We start from the raw sequence: 15,385 nt of genomic DNA, 5'->3' as shown, positions 1-15,385 counted from the left end.
TCGATATAGGGCATTGTGCGGCATTTGTCGGCACAGAAAGTGCAAGATCGCCGGGCCGGGCCGGGCCGGGCCGGGGCGGGCCGGGGCGGGCCGGGGCGGGGCGGGCCGGGCCGGGCCGGGCCGGGGCGGGGCGGGGCGAGGCGGGGGACGGTTAGCGGGGGCGGTTGCGGTTTACCAGGGCCTGGTTGAGGCGGCCTAGGAGTCGCGCCAGGGTTTCGCGGTCTTCGGAGGTCCAGTCGGACAGCATGTCGCCGTAGAGGCGGGTGCGGGCGGCCTGCACGGCGGCCATCCGCTGGAGGCCGGCGGTCGTGGGGGAGATGACGGTGCCGCGCCCGTCCGTGGGGTCGGGGGCGCGGGCGATGAGGCCGTCGCGTTGCAGGGCGGAGACCTGTCGGGTCACCGTCGAGCCGTCCAGGTTGAGGCGCGCGGCGAGCGCGGAGACGTTCTGCGGGCCGGCGGCGTCGAGGTGCCGCAGGATGACGTACGCCGCGCGGTCGAGCACCCGGTGCTCGGCGGTGCCGGTGGCCCGCCGGGTGGCCTCGCCGAAGCGCATCAGCAGGGCCACCTCGGTCTCGATCAGTCCGAGGGTGCTCTCGTCGTCGTCGCTCATAGCTGTAGGATACAGGGTAAATACCTGTACGATACAGCTAATTGGGGAGTCGGAGTGGATCGGTCATCCGAACCAAACCGCAGTGCCATCTACGCCACCACACTGGTGGCCTTCCTCGCCATCGCCGGCATCGCCGTCGTCGACCCGATCCTGCCGGCCATCGGCGAGGCGATCGGGGTCACCGCCTGGCAGGTCGAGTTGCTGTTCACCGCGTACATCGCGGTCATGGCTCTGGGGATGATCCCGGCGACGCTCGCCAGCGGCCGGTTCGGTTTCAAGCCGGTGCTGGTCACCGGCGTCTCGGTGGTCGGCCTGGCCGCCATCCTCGCCTCGTTCAGCGACAACATCGTGCAGCTCTCCGTGCTGCGCGGCGTGTGGGGTCTCGGCAACGCGATGTTCTTCGCCACCGCCATGGTGGTGCTGGTCAACCTGGCCGTCGACCGGGAGTGGGTGGTCGGCCTCTTCGAGACCGCCCTCGGTCTCGGGTTCGCCGTCGGCCCACTGATCGGTGGCCTGCTCGGCGAGGTGAGCTGGCGGCTGCCGTTCTTCGTGTGCGGCGTGTTCATGGTCCTCGCCCTCGGCGTGGCCGCCCGCAAGCTGCGCGAGCCCACAAACCGCCAGGCCCCGGTACGCCTCGGCCAGATCTTCGCCACCTACCGCCGCCCGGCGTTCGTCGCGCTCTGCGCGGTCACCGCCGCGTACAACTTCGTGTTCTTCGTCGTGCTCGGCTACACGCCGCTCTTCCTGGGCCTCGACGTGATCCCGCTGGGGCTCGCGTTCACCGGCTGGGGGCTCGGTCTGGCCACCGGCATCCTGGTGATCGGACACCGGCTCGCCCACCGGATCGGCGCGGTGCAGACCGTCGGTGTGGCCATCGCCGGGCTGCTGGTCTGCATGGTCCTCTTCGCCACGTCCTCCAGCACCGCCGAGGCGCTGGTGGTGCTGGTGCTCGCCGGCCTGTGCATGGGCCTGGCCAACGCCAACCTCACCGACCTGGCGCTCGGCCTCGGCTCCAGCGACCGCCGGCTCGCCACCGGCGCGTTCAACCTGGTCCGCTGGGGCGCCGCCGCACCCGCGCCGATCATCTCCGGCAAGCTCGCCGAGCAGTCCCTGGCGCTGCCGTTCTGGGTCGGGTTCGGGGTGCTCGCCGTCGGGGTGCTGGTCTACCTGGCGTTCGCGCACCTGATGGCCGCCGGCTACGGCGAGCGGGTCCTCTGGTCCCGCTGGAACCGCGCCGCCGCAGAGAGCGAGCACGCTCCCGAGGAGCCGGTGGGCGAGGCCTACTGAGGGGCCTGGCTCGCTGCAAGATCCGCGCACTATCGGGGAAACTGCTGCCTCAGCGCCGTCCGAGGCAGCAGTTTCCCGGTAGTTGCGCAGATCTTGGGGGCGCGTCAGCGCAGGGCGCGGTAGAGCAGGTAGAGGCCGATCGTCGTACCAAACACCACGATCAGCGTCTTGAGCACCACCGGCGGCAGCCGGCGGACCAGCCGCGCGCCCGCGTACCCCCCAAGGAGGGTGGCGGGCGCGACCACCGCGACCGCCGCCCAGTTCAGCGGGCCGAACAGGGCGAAAATCACCAGCGTGGTCAAGCCCACCACGGCCGAGAGCAGATTCTTGATCGCGCTCACCCGGGCGAGGGTCGCGTCGAGCACCAGCGCCAGGCCGGCGACCAGCATCACCCCGAGCGCCGCGCCGAAGTACCCGCCGTACACCGCACCGAGCGCGACCATCGTCTGGACCGCGACCGTCCGCCGGCGTGGCGACAGGTCCCGCGGGTGACCGACCAGGCGGCGCAGCGGATCCTGGAAAGCCAGGACCGCGGTCGCGCCGAGAACCAGAAAGGGTACGACCAGCTCGAACGCGCGGGCCGGAGTCGCCAGCAACAGCAGCGCCCCGACAATCGTGCCGACGATCGTGGTGGGTACCAAGGTGGCGAGCGCGCGGGGGCGCGGCAGGTCCTGCCGGCTGCCCGCCACGCTGGCCACGTACCCGGGGAACACGGCGACCGAGTTGCTGACGTTGGCGGGCACCGGCGGCAACCCGATCGCGATCATCGCCGGGAACGTGATCAGCGAACCACCACCGGCCACCGCGTTGACCGTGCCAGCGGCGAGACCGGCGGCGAGCAGCAGCGCGGCGTGGGAGAGATCCATAGCCCCACGAGGCTAGTACGCGCGCCGAACCCGTCGTGAGCTGACCGGCGAGGAGGAACAGGGCAGCGGTATACCGGTCGTATACTCCGGTCGTGGATACCACGATCAAAGTCGACACCGAGGTACGCGACCGCTTGGCGCTCCTAGCGAACGAGCGTGGAACGACCATGCGGGACCTCGTCGCCCAGCTTACCCAGGCGGCACTCACCGCCGACGAACTGCGCGACCGCGCGGAGCGCGCTGAGCAGTACGTCCGGCTCAAGATCGCTTCCGACCTCAGCGCCGACGACCTCACCCGGGGCGAGGACGTCTGGGCGGCCGTCGAGGCCGGCAACGTCCCGGAATCTCTAACCGACGATGGCCGGCGGGCGGCGTGAACGAGGCCGCGGTCATCCTCGACCACACGGCGCTGCTCGCGCTCGGTGCAGGCAACCCGGCGCTCTCCGGGCTTGTGGTCACCGCACACAGGGGTGCGGGGCGGCACGTCCAAGTGCCGGCACTCTGCCTTGCCGCAGCCACCTCCGCCCGCCCGGCCCTGGGAGAGCACATCGGTGCCCTACCAGCGCTGGAGGTCGTCGAGCTGGGCTACGCGACCGCCCTGCTGGTGGGGCGTCTGCTACGTCAAGGTGTGGACTGGCAGCTAGCCCACGCCGCCGCGCTGGGACGTCCCGACGCCGAGTGGCCCAGCGGGCGTCCGGTCCTCACCGAGCTGCCGAAGGCGTACGCCGGAACCGGTGTCGTGACGATCAGCGTGAACTGATTGCTCGCTACCCAATGGCCGTCTCCACGGCGCGCTGCCCTGCGGGCGGGGTCTGTCGAACGCCCGACTGCGGGGCAGGTCTGCGCGGGCACCCGCCCGCGGGGCGGCAATAGGCGTGCCGGCGGCGTCGTTAGGATGGGGGCGCGACGGACGAGTCGACCGGGCGGTCGCGTCGGCGGGCTGCGGCCCGTCGCCGAGGAACGTCCGGACTCCACAGGGCAGGGTGGTTGTTAACGGCAACCCGGGGCGACCCGCGGGACAGTGCCACAGAAAACAGACCGCCGACCCCAACGGGGACGGTAAGGGTGAAACGGTGGGGTAAGAGCCCACCAGCACCCCGGGTGACCGGGGTGGCTCGGTAAACCCCACCCGGAGCAAGGCCAAGCAAGGGCCGTCACCGCAAGATGACGACCCGGCGCAGACGCTTGAGGGCTGCCCGCCCGATGTCTGCGGGTAGGCCGCTAGAGCCTGTCGGCAACGGCAGGCCGAGATGGATGACCGCCGCCGGCGCGAAACCTTTCGGGGTACGCGCCGGCCACAGAATCCGGCGTACAGGTCGACTCGTCCGTCGCCCACCAGTTCAGAGATCTGATCAAGGCTCTGAGCTGGCCGTTTATCTGGCGTCGTTGGTTGACCTTGGTCATCGTTGGGTGGCGTTTGACGGCCTGGCCACGGCCTGGGACGGCCTGGAGACGGCCTGAGCGCTGGCTCAGTTGGCCTAGCCTTGGGTCGGCCGGGCTGCGCCGTCGTGGGGGCTCTACGGGGCCGGGCGTGGGGTTCCGTGTAGGCGACCGGCGGCGGCGGGGGAGGGTCGGGCATGTCCTGGCCGTGGAGCTGGGTGCCGCGATGGGATGAGCCAGTGGCAAGCCAGTCCCGGGGTTGGACTGGCGCGGCAGCCGGAAGCCCCGACCACGTGACCAGTCCGACCCGCCGGCTTCCGTCACGGCCTCGCTGGGCCTGGTCCCTCTGGTCGATGGGGCGGTGTCCCGGTGGCTGTCGGCGGCTTACCGCCCCGGTGCCGTAGGCGTCCGGGGCGGCTTGCCGCCGGCCGGGCTTGCCGCCCCGCACCGCGCGAAGCGCGGTGCCTTGATCCAGAACAGAGCAAATCGGCAACAGCGGAGCTTCCCACGGAGCTTCCCGCTGCCGTCCTCGATGGCGATGGCGGTTAGTTACCTTCGCTGGCCGCTGCAACCCTGCCGCCACGCAAGTTCAGTCGCGTCGAAGATGAGTCTGATACCACAAAGCTCTCCGGGATTCAGGGCCCAAAGGAGGAAGATCAAGGACACCCATCCCAAGATGAGACGCCTAAGATCGTTATTTCGCTTCAGCATCGACAGGGACGATATGACAACTGATTTTATGCAGTCGAAGCTATGGCTTAGAACCTTAGGTGCGGAGGGTGCTGGGGTTGGGAGTGTGGAGCGCGAACAACTTCGTGCCTCGTACCTGCAATTTAGGTCCGTTGTGCGCGACCTTGCCGGAGAAATCTCAATATCGATGCCGATGTTTACCGATCACTCGATCGATCACATCGACGCCCTGTGGGACACAGCCTCGCTGCTGACTGGCGACGACTTCCCAATTAACCCGGCAGAAGCATTTGTCATGGGAGGAGCGTTTCTTCTGCATGATCTCGGGATGGGACTGGCGGCATTGCCAGGCGGAGTGGAAGATGTTGTCGCCGACCCTATTTTCGACGATCTTGCAACAATGGCGTTAGCGAAATTGAAAAGCGTCAGCGCCGCTGATGCCGACGACGAATCTCTGCGTAGGTTGGCACGCGAGGAGGCCATATCGACTGTACTTCGACTGCGTCATGCGAAACAGGCCGAGCGCCTTGCCTCTCAACGGTTTCGCATTCCAGGTGGTGGAGAATTTCCTCTCCTGGAGAACACTGAGCTCCGAACTGCGTTCGGTCCAATCATTGGCCGAATAGCCCACAGCCATTGGTTCGACGTGGATGATCTCCCTAACCACTTCCCGAATGTTCTAGGCTCGTACTCTCGACATCCTGACGGCTGGCACGTTGACGCGCTGAAGATCGCCTGTGTACTACGTTTAGCCGACGCTGTTCACATCGATAGCAGGCGAGCTCCCACCTATCTCCATGCATTCCGCCGACCGACGGGCGAATCAAGTCATCACTGGTACTTCCAACAGCGCCTAACTAGACCGCGCGTGACTGCTGACCGCTTGGAATACACGTCAAATCAGGTATTCCAGGTAAGCGAAGCGGCAGCATGGTGGCTGGCATTCGACGCAATCGGTACTATCGATCGCGAACTTGGCAAGGTAGATGCACTATGTGCGGATCTGGACAGGCCGAGATTCCTTGTTAAATCGGTCGCGGGAGCCGAGTCTCCCGACCGGCTTGCTCGGTTCATTCCTACCTCCGGGTGGCGGCCGATAGACGCAACGCTTAAGGTATCGCAAGTTAGCGATGTAGTTAGCCGTCTCGGTGGCAAAGAGTTGTATGGAAATCGCCCTGAAGTTGCCTTGAGGGAGGCGGTTGCTAACGCGGCTGATGCGGTGCGCGCTAGATCGCGTCTGTTCGGGGGAAGTGATCTATCCGTAGTAGTTCGTATGAAAAAGGAGAATGACTCATACTGGTTGACCGTCGAAGACCGTGGCATAGGAATGAGTGCAGAGAAACTGGTTTCAACGCTTACCGATTTCGGTTACTCCCATTGGCAATCTACCGAAATGGCAAGTGAGTATCCGGGCCTCATGTCTCGTGGATTTAAGTCTACCGGGCAATTCGGGATTGGCTTCTTCTCTATATTTATGATTGCGGACTACGTTGAGGTCAAAAGTCTCAAACACTTCGAGGCTGCTACCGAGACTCATATTCTTGTTTTTCCGAATGGTCTAAGCACTCGGCCGCTTCTGCGAGTCGCTGACGAGAATGAGCGGCTAAATGGTGGCGGCACCGTCCTTCGAGCAAAACTGAAGCACGACCCGTTATCCGAAGACGGGCTCTTTCAAACCGATATTCTCTACGAATCTCGGACCCGAATGCTTCGGAACCTACTCCTTGAACTCTGCGCGCTTGCTGATGTAGACATTCAGCTCGAGGGGCCAGACGAAGAGTCGGAGGCTGTCGAAACGTTGCTTCGGGGTAATGATTGGAAGACTCTGCCCCCGCGCGAGCTATTCCGCAGGCTATATCAGAGTAGCGAGCTTTCTCCATCTGATCAGGCAATGTATAACGCGTATGAGGATGTCTTCGCCGAACACGTGCGTGATTTGCGGGATGATAACGGGGACATCATCGGCCGCGCCATTTTGGCCGCTGGTCTAGAGTCGGAAACGGTGCAGGATCTCTGGTGGTGGCCGTCTCCTAGGGCGCAGGTGTATGTCGGAGGTTTCCACGCATATCACATCTATGACTGCTTGGGGGCCTTCTGTGGGGCGCCATTGAAAGCGGATCGTTTTTCAGCCTTTCCAATGGCGACGACAGACGAGTTGCGGCGGTGGGCTGAATCCCAAGCGGAACTGGTCCGCAGGAGCAAGTTCGCGACGGCGCGAAGCAGGTACGGCGCAGGCGATCTTGCTCGATCGGTTGGCGCGGATGTTCCCCTACTGCCTTGTGGTTTTGTGGACGGTGGCGAGATCCTTCCTGCTGCGCTCGTCGCGATGCTTCGAGAATGCGACGAATTCATCATGATTCCCAGCTGGGAGTTGCACGTTTTCCATCGAGAAGATGGAACGGCAGTATATATCGACCAGACGAGGGGCAGGCAGGTGACGCTTCCTAGCCATGCGATTGTATACGACTATCCTCATTGGTTCTTCCCGGAGGAAGTCTTGAAGCGGCCCAAAGATGACCGATTTTCTGACTTTGGGTCAGTGGAACGAGGGAAGTGGAATCCGCGTAGGTGGTGGTATTACTCAGGGAAGGTAGGTTCAACCAAAATAATTTTGGAGGCGGCACTTATGGCTTGGGGTTGCGACCCGCTGGCTCTAGCTGACGGATTTGAGTGCCTGGATTTCGGTGAATCAGGCGACCAGCGTCTAGTTCTTGAGTGTGTGGACGGCGTCGGGGAGGCTCGGGTAGACGCGTACCGGATGCACCGGCCGTAGTTGGACCTGTGCCTGTCCTTATAGGTGGCTTTTATTGAGGAAGCTAATGAGCAGGTCTAATCTAGAAGACTTTCAGTTGGGTGATGAAGTCCGACTTGAGAGATATCGCTATATTCTTCGCCAGATCGAGGCGACAAACCAGAACACTTATCGCTTTCTAGCGCTTTATCAGACGATCGCGACGGCTCTAGCTACAGCAACTGTCGGACTCTTTCTCGGCTATGACTCTTGGGGTATTGCGCAGGGCTTCGCGTACGCGGGACTTATCGCTCTAATGCTACTTCTTTCCATTACTGCGGCTTTCGCTATCCTCCTGATTCTCGCTGGGATGTTCTCTTGGATGGATTACAGGCGTGAGGAATGTGAACTGGTAAACTCCATTGTGGGGGAAAGCTTCCGAGCGCCGCCGCAGTGGAGAAGCTTTCTTAGATGGTATGAGACGTGGATCATTGCATTTATCATTGCCTCAATGGCTGCTATGTGGTTCTTGGTCACGCATTTTCTTATGCCGAACCTTAGTTCGACCAACTGATAAGAGTCGGCCATCGCTGCCGTCGCGGGCAGGCAGATTTGGCGATTCTGGGACTTCGACGAGTTTCCGAGGGGCATCCGGATCCTGGAGATTTACTCGGCGGTGCCGTCTAGTCGATAGCTCCTGATGACCGATTCGACGATCCCATTGCGGCGAGTGACGCGCTGCTGTCCGATCAGGGTTGCGCCGGTCTCGACGCCGAAGAGTGCTGCGAGCTCCGGATCGGCAGCAATCTCACGTTGCTCGGTGTCCGATTCGTGGGTCTGCTCTGCGCCGTGCCCGTGGATGATCGAACTCGCGGAGGTGCCCCGGCCGTGTTCGGTCGTGACCAAGCCCTCCTTGCGTAGGACCGCTATGGCCTGACGAATGGTGCCCCGACTCGCACGGAACTCAGCGGTAAGGGCGCTCTCCGTAGGCAGGAGCGCGCCCGGTGGGATGCTGCCGCTTTCGATGCGTTCCCTAAGCTGATCCGCGATCACGCGGTAACGGGGCTGTCCGTAGTGCGGGGTGGGCACCTGGCCACCGTACCTGGCACTTGTCGTATCAAGTGTCAACCATGGAGCCCGTTTCGATGTCTAGACAACTCATCCACTTGTAGGTACGTTTCCGGATGTGCGGTCAGGATGACGGCTCGTATCAGGGGTGGTGTCGCGCTGCTCCTGGTCGCACGTGACGCGCGGCGTCCTGTCGGACCGGTTGCGGTAGCTGCGCGTACAAGTTGGCTCGGCGATACCCGACCCGTCTGCGTCGGACGGTGCGCCGTGCCCTCATCCGGGACCGGTGGCCGACTGCGCACCCCGTGGCTGACCGCCGGTCCCGGCCTACCCGTGGAGGTGCGATGTCTGGCTCTCATCGTCGGCGTTGGTTCTCGGTCTGGAGGTCCCGCACAGGTCCGCCGTCCAGTCCCGGCGGGAACGCGGCCACCTCGGGCCGCTGTGCCCCCTGCCTGACGCCGTTGCAGGCGTGGGCCAACGCGCCGACCCGGAAACTGCCGCTGCTTAGGAGTGCGCCGCTGATGACTCCGGCTCAGATCTACCGGGGCAACGGTGGGCGGTGGGGGCGGTGAGCAACGGGGGCAAGCCGACCGGAGGCAGTCATCCGGCCTGGTGCGCGCCGGAGCGATGCGGCCACCTGGTGCCGCCGGTGATGGCCCACATGCAGCGTCGTCACCGTGGCGCGATGCACCGCCTCGGCGACAGCCGGCAGAGCGGCCAGGTCGTCACGTACCTCGTCGCCTCCGACGCTCGCGTGCCCCTCGTCGCTATGCACGTGACGAGCCGGGGCGGGATCGCCTGGGTGGAACTCTCCCTGTCACAGGCTGTCGAACTGGCCGAGCAACTGTGCTCCCTGTCGGCACAGGCGATCGACCGCACGGAGGCCACCGGTGACTGAACCCGAGGCCACGAACGAGCGCGGATCGACTCCGTCCGTGAATCCCGCCGACTGCCCGAGCTGGTGCCGAGGGTGCGGCCCGAACGACCCGATGCATCGGGGCCTGCTGCGGACCATCGGCCGGGAGCGGACCGGCTGGATCAGCGTGCAACTGCTGACGGACCGATTCTCCCGCCGCGACCTGGCCGTGAAGCTCGACGCCAGCCGCAGCGGTGCCACCGAGTCGGTCTTGCTCTCCCGGACTCAGCTCGACCGGCTCATCTACGAGTTGACCTACGCCCGCCTGGTGATGATGACCAAGGGGCAGCCTCTGGAAGGGTGCCATGAACACCTCTGAGCGTCGGCCCAACGGTCGGATGCCGTCGACGAGTACCCGGCCCGTGAAGCGCCCGGTGCCCGTCGTGCCCCCGGTGCCGGAGCGGCCCGCAGGCGGGACCGCCTGGCAGACGTTGGAACGTCTAGGGGGTACGGTGACCGGTGTGCAAGGCCGGGACTGGCGCCCTCGTTACCTGCAACTCGCGGAAGAGTTGCGGGCCAAAATCGTGGGCGGTGAGCTGGCCCCCGGCACGCTGATGCCGAGTGAGACAGAGTTGGCCGACTCGTCCGGCCTGTCGCGCACGAGCGTCCGTAACGCCATCCGGCAGCTCCGGGAATGGGGCCTGGTCCGCGCGGAGCAGGGGCGCGGCACCTACGTACGGGCACCCCGTCAGCGAGTACGGCGGCGCAACGCCGAGCGCTACCAGTGGGAGAAGGACCGGGCAGTGCTCGACGAGTCGGAGCGGCTGAAGACCGGGGCCACCGAGCACGACACCGGCCTGACCGTCGATGATCTGAAGTTTCACGCCGAGTACGCCCGCGTGGAAGCGGATTCGGACATGGCGGCAGCCTTGCAGGTCGAACCGGGTACGCCGTTGCTGCGCCGGGTCTACTGGACGACCTCGCGGCATGAGAACGCGCCGCTGACCATGTCGTACTCCTATCTGCCTTATGACCTGGTGGCGGCGAACCCGGACCTGCTCGACGCGGGCAAGGAGCCCTGGCCGGGCGGCACGCAGCACCAGCTTCACACCCTCGGTATCGAGGTGGACCGGATCGATGACGAGATCCGTGCGCGCCCGCCGTCGCCGGACGAGGCCGAGCTGCTGGACATCGACCCGGGCGTCTCGGTGCTTACCGTGCGCAAGACCTCGATCGACACAGGGGGTCGCGTCGTCGAGGTGGCCGACGTGGTCATGCCGGGGGACCGGACAGAGTTGGTCTACTCCCACAAACTTCAACGGTGGAAAACTTGACGCAGCTCGTCTCGGTCATCACGCCCGTCCACGCGCCGAGCATCGAGCATCTGACCGGCGCGTATGACTCGCTGGTCAAGCAGGAGATGCCGGACGGGTGGGACTGGCAGTGGCTCGTCCAGGAGGACGGGCAGACCGGCGCGCTGAACGGCGTCCTGCCGGACGACCCTCGCATCAGCATCGGCGGCGGTCGTCCCGGCGGGCCAGGTGTTGCCCGTACCCTCGCTCTTTCCCGTGTCGCCGGTCAACACGTCAAGGTCTTGGACGCGGACGACCAGCTCACGCCGGGTGCCCTTGCCCGGGACATCGCCGCTTTTGAGGCGCATCCGCAGATCGGTTGGACGACCTCCCGCGTCCTGGACCTGATGCCGGACGGGTCCACCCTCGGCTGGGACAAGGACCCGGAAGGCGGAACCATCGCCCGCGGTGCCGTCCTGGCCTTCTGGCAGGCGAACGGGTACCGGTCCCAGGTGCACCCCGCGACCCTGTGCATCCGCAGGGATCTGCTCCTGGCGCTCGGCGGCTGGATGGCGCTGCCCGCCTCCGAGGACACCGGCCTACTCCTGGCCGCGAGCGCGGTCAGCGATGGCTACTTCACCCGCGAACACGGTCTGCTCTACCGCAAGTGGCCGGGTCAGGTCACCAGCCAAGCCGCCCACCGCGAGCCCATCGAGTACGAGGGTCGGATGAAGATCATCGAGGCCAGAGCCGAAGCCCTGGCCTCGATGCTCCCGAACGGGCTGCCGGTCACTCCTGCGGCGTAACCTCGTGACCCGGCATCCCATGGGTACGCCGCCGCTCCTTCATCTCCGCCTCGTAGATGTGCCGTCGACCGCCGGCTAGCTTCTCCCGCGCATCTCGCTCGATCTCCTGGAACGCGGCGTAGTACCCATCGTCGAACTCTTCGACGATCTGGAACGTCCACCGTCCCGGGAGGACGTTGCGGCCCACCAGCTCGTGCTCGACCCGGTCGGCCACCTCGTCATGTCCAGCCTCACGTAGCAGTCCCACCACCCGATCAAGCGTGAGATCCGCACCGCCGACGAGTTGATGCGCCGAGTACAGGTGACCGCGCACGCGGTGGATCGTCTCCAGCGCTTTGCTCAACTCGCCGAGCGCTTCGATCGTCGTGGCATCGACATGCGCTGGACGCGAATGCTTCTCGTCGACGGATCGGCCTTTGTTGTTCATGTGATCTCTGTTCCCTGCCGTCGTGCGCGGTACACGCGCCGAGTCGGTGCCTCGGCGGCTTCATAAGTCATCGTCTTTCACGCGCGAGTCGGTGCCGTCAATTTCGGATGCACCGCTAGCATGACGATGGCACTTCAGTGATCACCAACCTGGCGAGCGGTCGCTTACTACCCCGCAGTAAGCGACCGGTGTCTCGCCGACTCATTGGAGGTCATTGTTATGCCAAACCGAAAAGGCCGGGGCCGCAGAGCGTGCGGACCTAGCCGGCGGCGGAAACCCCGAACGACTGGAGTTGGCGCGCTGATCGAGCTGATTGCTCTGATCATCAGACTGTTGACGCTGGTGGCGGTCGGGGTCGACGCCCAGGGTGAGGGGGATGAGCCCTCCGTCTAGAAAGGCCCATCCCTCCTCGGGGGGAGCCCTCGCTTATCGTCGCTACACGTCGCGCGAGGGCTTCCTCCGGGCCGGCCTGCGACGACCGGCAGCAGCTAGGCAGGTTGCAAGTTGTTCCTGCATTGCGTTGCGCTGAACGTTCAACGTCTAACGTTCAGAACTAAAGCTTCGCCGCGTAAGACACCTTACGCAGTCCTCCTTAGCAAGTCGCCAAACACGCCGACGTTACATCTACCAAGTTACGCAACTAAGTGCGAGTTCTGTTCCTGGTTGAGTGCACGGGCTTGTTCCTCGACTTCTTCGACCGCCTCGTGCGCAACGGGGCCACTGGCTGCGTGAGCGCCATCCGAAATAGACCTTGAGGCTCCGCCCGTCGTCGTTCGCGGCTTGGCTGCGCCCAGTGTTCTGCGAGGCGGTCCAGCCGCGATCTGCTGCAACTCAGACGCGCTCGCGTGCCTGTTGACTTGTCTGCCAAGTGCCTTCTACCTTGGAACGCACTTGGCAGACAAGCTAACAAGTGGAGGTTGAGCGATGGCTCTGCGAGGCGGAACGCGGTTCGCCGTGCGGTTCGAAGACGTGTTCCCGGCTGGGTGCGCGCTGGTGCCCGAGTCTCTGGGCAAGGTCGAGGACTACGACGAGAAGACGGGCCGACGGTCGCCGGCCAAGGACAAGGTGACCGGCCAGCGGGTGTGGCAGGTCCGGGTGATGGATCTCGACCCTGAGCTTGGCAAGCGGTCCCGGGAGACGACGGTGAAGATCTCGGCCAACTACCAGCCGGTGCCGCCCACGGGTGGCCTGTTCGAGGCGGTCGAGTTCGACGGGATGACCGTCACGCCGTACGTGGCGAATAACGGCCGGATGGCGTACTCGCTGCGGGCGACCGGGCTGCGTGCCCCGGCGGGCGTCAACCAGAAGGCGCCGGCGTAGCCGGTTCTGGTCAGGGCGGGGCTGTCAGGTCTTGGCGGACGGCAGCCCCGCCCCGGTGTCTCTTCCCCTGCTCTGTCGAGAGAGGTGCAGACGTGTCCAAGGGTAGGTGTCGGGCTGGCCGTGGCTGGCCCCGGTGCGGTGTGTGTCAGGCCCGGTTCAACTTGGCCGGTGGTGCCAAGTGATCGGGCGGCCTCGGGGTGAGGTGTTGATGACCTCGGCCGGGGATCTGCTGGTGATCCGGTCGAAGAAGCTCAAGCTGCCGTTCTGGATGGTGCTGCTCGGCCTGCTGCTGAGGTGGTCCGGGCGAATCCTCTGGTGGTGCGTGCGGCACCCGGTGGCAACGGCTGCGGTGGTGCTGGCGTGCTGGCTCTACGTCGAGTTCGACTGGCCCGGCCTGGTGGTGCCGCTCGTGTTGGCGGCTGCGGCGTCGGCGGTGTGGCGGTGGCGTGACGAGTCGTCCTGGTGGGCCTGGCTGGCGGGTCCGCTGCTCGGCTCGTGGCGGCGGGTGTTCGTCTACCGGCGGGCGTGGCGGGAGGCCGTGACTCTCTGCGGACTATCCGAGATGTACGACCATCGTCCGGTCCTGCCTGAGCTGCTGCGGGTGCGTTCGGATCAGGCGCTCGACGTGCTGACCGTCCGCATGGTCCGGGGGCAGACACCGGAGCAGTTCCAGGCGGTGAGCGCCAACCTGGCGTACGCGTTCGGCCGGCGGCACGCGCGGGTCTACTCCGAGCGTCCCGGCGACCCTCCGACCCGGACCGGTCGGGGCGCGTGGGTGCTGCGGCTCGTCGACCGGGTCCGGTTCCGGGATCGTCCGACGCTGGTCTACCTGGCGCTGGTCCGGACCGATGCGCTGCGGACTGTGGTCCCGCCGTTCGCGGTGCCGGCGGTGCCGGACTTCACCGCGCTACCGCTGGCGCGGCGAGAAGACCTGCGTACCTGGTCGCTGCACCTCCTTTCCACGCATGTCCTGGTGGGCGGGGCGACCCGGTCCGGTAAGGGCTCGGTGCTGTGGTCGCTGGTCCGGGTGCTCGGTGGGGGGATCGCCTCCGGCCTCGTTCGGCTGTGGGTGATCGACCCCAAGGGCGGGATGGAGTTCGCTCTCGGCCGTCCGATGTTCGCCCGGTTCGCCGGCAGGTCGTTCGAGGCCATGGCCGACCTGCTCGACGAAGCGGTGGAGGTGCTGCGGGAGCGGCAGAACCGCCTTGCCGGCCGGGTTCGCGTCCACGCCCCGACCGAGGCTGACCCGCTGGTCGTGGTCGTCATCGACGAGATGGCCGCGCTGACCGCGTACCTGCAAGATGTTGAGCTGCGCAAGCGCATCGCGTCGTCGCTGGGGCTGCTGCTGTCTCAGGGTGCCGGCGTCGGCGTCCTGGTGGTGGCCGCGTTGCAGGACCCGCGCAAGGACGTACTGCCGTTCCGGGACCTGTTCCCGACCCGGATCGCGCTGGGTCTGACCGAGGCGTCGCAGGTCGACATGGTTCTTGGCGACGGTGCCCGCAAGCGGGGCGCGCTCGCGGACCAGATGCCCCGATGGGCGAAGGGCGTCGGGTACGTCATCCTCGACGGCACTCCCGACCCGATGCGGGTCCGGTTCTCGTACGTCAGCGACGACGACATCCGCGACATGGCCCGGCAGTATCCAGCCCCGGTCGACGCGTCGGACATCCTCGCCCAGGTCGGCCGGGAAACCGCCACCGAACCGGTCCGGCTCCCGCTGCCCCGTAAGCCGTCCGGGCCGCTGCTCCCCGAATCCCTGCGCAACCTGCTCGACCGGGACACCGGCGGTGATCCCCGATGACCGCCACGACGAACGGCCGGCGCTTCTACCGGCTGCGTACCCCCGAACCGGTCACCGCCGTCTCCGTCCGCGTCGACCCGGAGCGGCCCGACCCGTACCCCGTCTATCTGGCGGTCGGTGCCGGCCGGCGACGCATGGCCCTGACCCCCGACGAGGCATGGGCGCTGTGGCGCTGCCTCTCCGAAGCGGTCGCCGCGCTCGGCACCCCACCCGACTACATCCGCACCGACATCCGACCGGCCCGGAGGTAA

The 15,385-nt window shown here is 65.8% G+C and carries 16 protein-coding genes and 1 other RNA gene; 13 read left to right on the top strand and 4 right to left on the bottom strand.

What is annotated here, in order from left to right; genetic code table 11:
- Positions 1–151 precede the first annotated feature (151 nt).
- A complete protein-coding gene (locus tag ACN263_RS21960; RefSeq protein ID WP_422736239.1) occupies positions 152–610 on the bottom strand; it encodes a MarR family winged helix-turn-helix transcriptional regulator in 459 nt (152 codons plus the stop codon).
- A 54-nt stretch (positions 611–664) separates the two neighbouring features.
- Between ACN263_RS21960 and ACN263_RS21955 the strand changes: the two genes are divergently transcribed.
- Positions 665–1,897 (top strand): MFS transporter, encoded by a 1,233-nt coding sequence (locus tag ACN263_RS21955; protein ID WP_422736238.1) that lies wholly within the window; start codon positions 665–667, stop codon positions 1,895–1,897.
- A gap of 104 nt (positions 1,898–2,001) precedes the next feature.
- Here the strand turns inward: ACN263_RS21955 and ACN263_RS21950 are convergent, their stop codons facing one another.
- Positions 2,002–2,763 carry a sulfite exporter TauE/SafE family protein gene (locus ACN263_RS21950; protein WP_422736237.1) on the bottom strand — a complete coding sequence of 254 codons (762 nt, stop codon included), beginning with the start codon at positions 2,761–2,763 and terminating at the stop codon, positions 2,002–2,004.
- A gap of 92 nt (positions 2,764–2,855) precedes the next feature.
- Between ACN263_RS21950 and ACN263_RS21945 the strand changes: the two genes are divergently transcribed.
- The 5 genes from ACN263_RS21945 (at position 2,856) to ACN263_RS21925 (ending at position 8,138) form a co-directional block, all read left to right on the top strand.
- Positions 2,856–3,140, top strand: a complete 285-nt coding sequence (locus tag ACN263_RS21945; protein WP_422736236.1) for a hypothetical protein — start codon at positions 2,856–2,858, stop codon at positions 3,138–3,140.
- Positions 3,137–3,523, top strand: a complete 387-nt coding sequence (locus ACN263_RS21940) for a hypothetical protein (RefSeq protein WP_422736235.1) — start codon at positions 3,137–3,139, stop codon at positions 3,521–3,523. Before ACN263_RS21945 ends, ACN263_RS21940 begins: the two co-directional genes overlap by 4 nt.
- A gap of 151 nt (positions 3,524–3,674) precedes the next feature.
- An RNA gene (rnpB, locus tag ACN263_RS21935) (RNase P RNA component class A) lies at positions 3,675–4,091 on the top strand.
- Positions 4,092–4,939: 848 nt separating this feature from the next.
- A complete protein-coding gene (locus ACN263_RS21930; protein WP_422736234.1) occupies positions 4,940–7,606 on the top strand; it encodes an HD domain-containing protein in 2,667 nt (888 codons plus the stop codon).
- A gap of 76 nt (positions 7,607–7,682) precedes the next feature.
- Complete coding sequence (locus ACN263_RS21925) at positions 7,683–8,138, top strand: hypothetical protein (RefSeq protein ID WP_422736233.1); 456 nt, start codon at positions 7,683–7,685, stop codon at positions 8,136–8,138.
- Between the two features lie 92 nt (positions 8,139–8,230).
- Here the strand turns inward: ACN263_RS21925 and ACN263_RS21920 are convergent, their stop codons facing one another.
- Entirely contained in the window at positions 8,231–8,653 is a 423-nt protein-coding gene (locus ACN263_RS21920; protein WP_422736232.1) for a GntR family transcriptional regulator, read from the bottom strand.
- 547 nt (positions 8,654–9,200) lie between these two features.
- Between ACN263_RS21920 and ACN263_RS21915 the strand changes: the two genes are divergently transcribed.
- The 4 genes from ACN263_RS21915 to ACN263_RS21900 all read left to right on the top strand — a co-directional run bounded on the left by ACN263_RS21915 (position 9,201) and on the right by ACN263_RS21900 (position 11,586).
- Entirely contained in the window at positions 9,201–9,530 is a 330-nt protein-coding gene (locus tag ACN263_RS21915; RefSeq protein ID WP_422736231.1) for a hypothetical protein, read from the top strand.
- Entirely contained in the window at positions 9,523–9,867 is a 345-nt protein-coding gene (locus ACN263_RS21910) for a hypothetical protein (RefSeq protein WP_422736230.1), read from the top strand. Before ACN263_RS21915 ends, ACN263_RS21910 begins: the two co-directional genes overlap by 8 nt.
- A gap of 73 nt (positions 9,868–9,940) precedes the next feature.
- A complete protein-coding gene (locus ACN263_RS21905; protein ID WP_422736229.1) occupies positions 9,941–10,822 on the top strand; it encodes a GntR family transcriptional regulator in 882 nt (293 codons plus the stop codon).
- Positions 10,810–11,586 carry a glycosyltransferase family 2 protein gene (locus ACN263_RS21900; RefSeq protein WP_422736228.1) on the top strand — a complete coding sequence of 259 codons (777 nt, stop codon included), beginning with the start codon at positions 10,810–10,812 and terminating at the stop codon, positions 11,584–11,586. Before ACN263_RS21905 ends, ACN263_RS21900 begins: the two co-directional genes overlap by 13 nt.
- Here ACN263_RS21900 and ACN263_RS21895 read toward each other — a convergent pair.
- Positions 11,570–12,013 (bottom strand): hypothetical protein, encoded by a 444-nt coding sequence (locus ACN263_RS21895; RefSeq protein ID WP_422736227.1) that lies wholly within the window; start codon positions 12,011–12,013, stop codon positions 11,570–11,572. The two genes, ACN263_RS21900 and ACN263_RS21895, sit on opposite strands and share 17 nt — an antisense overlap.
- Positions 12,014–12,937: 924 nt before the next feature.
- Between ACN263_RS21895 and ACN263_RS21890 the strand changes: the two genes are divergently transcribed.
- From ACN263_RS21890 to ACN263_RS21880, 3 genes are all read left to right on the top strand, one after another.
- Entirely contained in the window at positions 12,938–13,333 is a 396-nt protein-coding gene (locus ACN263_RS21890; RefSeq protein ID WP_422736226.1) for a transcriptional regulator, read from the top strand.
- Between the two features lie 208 nt (positions 13,334–13,541).
- A complete protein-coding gene (locus ACN263_RS21885) occupies positions 13,542–15,134 on the top strand; it encodes a cell division protein FtsK (protein ID WP_422736225.1) in 1,593 nt (530 codons plus the stop codon).
- Positions 15,131–15,385 carry a hypothetical protein gene (locus ACN263_RS21880; protein ID WP_422736224.1) on the top strand — a complete coding sequence of 85 codons (255 nt, stop codon included), beginning with the start codon at positions 15,131–15,133 and terminating at the stop codon, positions 15,383–15,385. Before ACN263_RS21885 ends, ACN263_RS21880 begins: the two co-directional genes overlap by 4 nt.

The organism is Micromonospora sp. WMMD729, assembly GCF_049315225.1.
Classification (GTDB): Bacteria; Actinomycetota; Actinomycetes; order Mycobacteriales; family Micromonosporaceae; genus Micromonospora.
The sequence above is the reverse complement of the archived record's forward strand: the minus strand, read 5'-3'. Positions and strand labels throughout refer to the sequence as shown.

What these genes read in the sequence shown, in the direction of transcription:
- ACN263_RS21960 (WP_422736239.1), bottom strand. Translation starts at nt 610, where the DNA reads ATGAGCGACGACGACGAGAGCACCCTCGGACTGATCGAGACCGAGGTG.
- ACN263_RS21885 (WP_422736225.1), top strand. Translation starts at nt 13,542, where the DNA reads ATGACCTCGGCCGGGGATCTGCTGGTGATCCGGTCGAAGAAGCTCAAG.
- ACN263_RS21950 (WP_422736237.1), bottom strand. Translation starts at nt 2,763, where the DNA reads ATGGATCTCTCCCACGCCGCGCTGCTGCTCGCCGCCGGTCTCGCCGCT.
- ACN263_RS21890 (WP_422736226.1), top strand. Translation starts at nt 12,938, where the DNA reads ATGGCTCTGCGAGGCGGAACGCGGTTCGCCGTGCGGTTCGAAGACGTG.
- ACN263_RS21895 (WP_422736227.1), bottom strand. Translation starts at nt 12,013, where the DNA reads ATGAACAACAAAGGCCGATCCGTCGACGAGAAGCATTCGCGTCCAGCG.
- ACN263_RS21880 (WP_422736224.1), top strand. Translation starts at nt 15,131, where the DNA reads ATGACCGCCACGACGAACGGCCGGCGCTTCTACCGGCTGCGTACCCCC.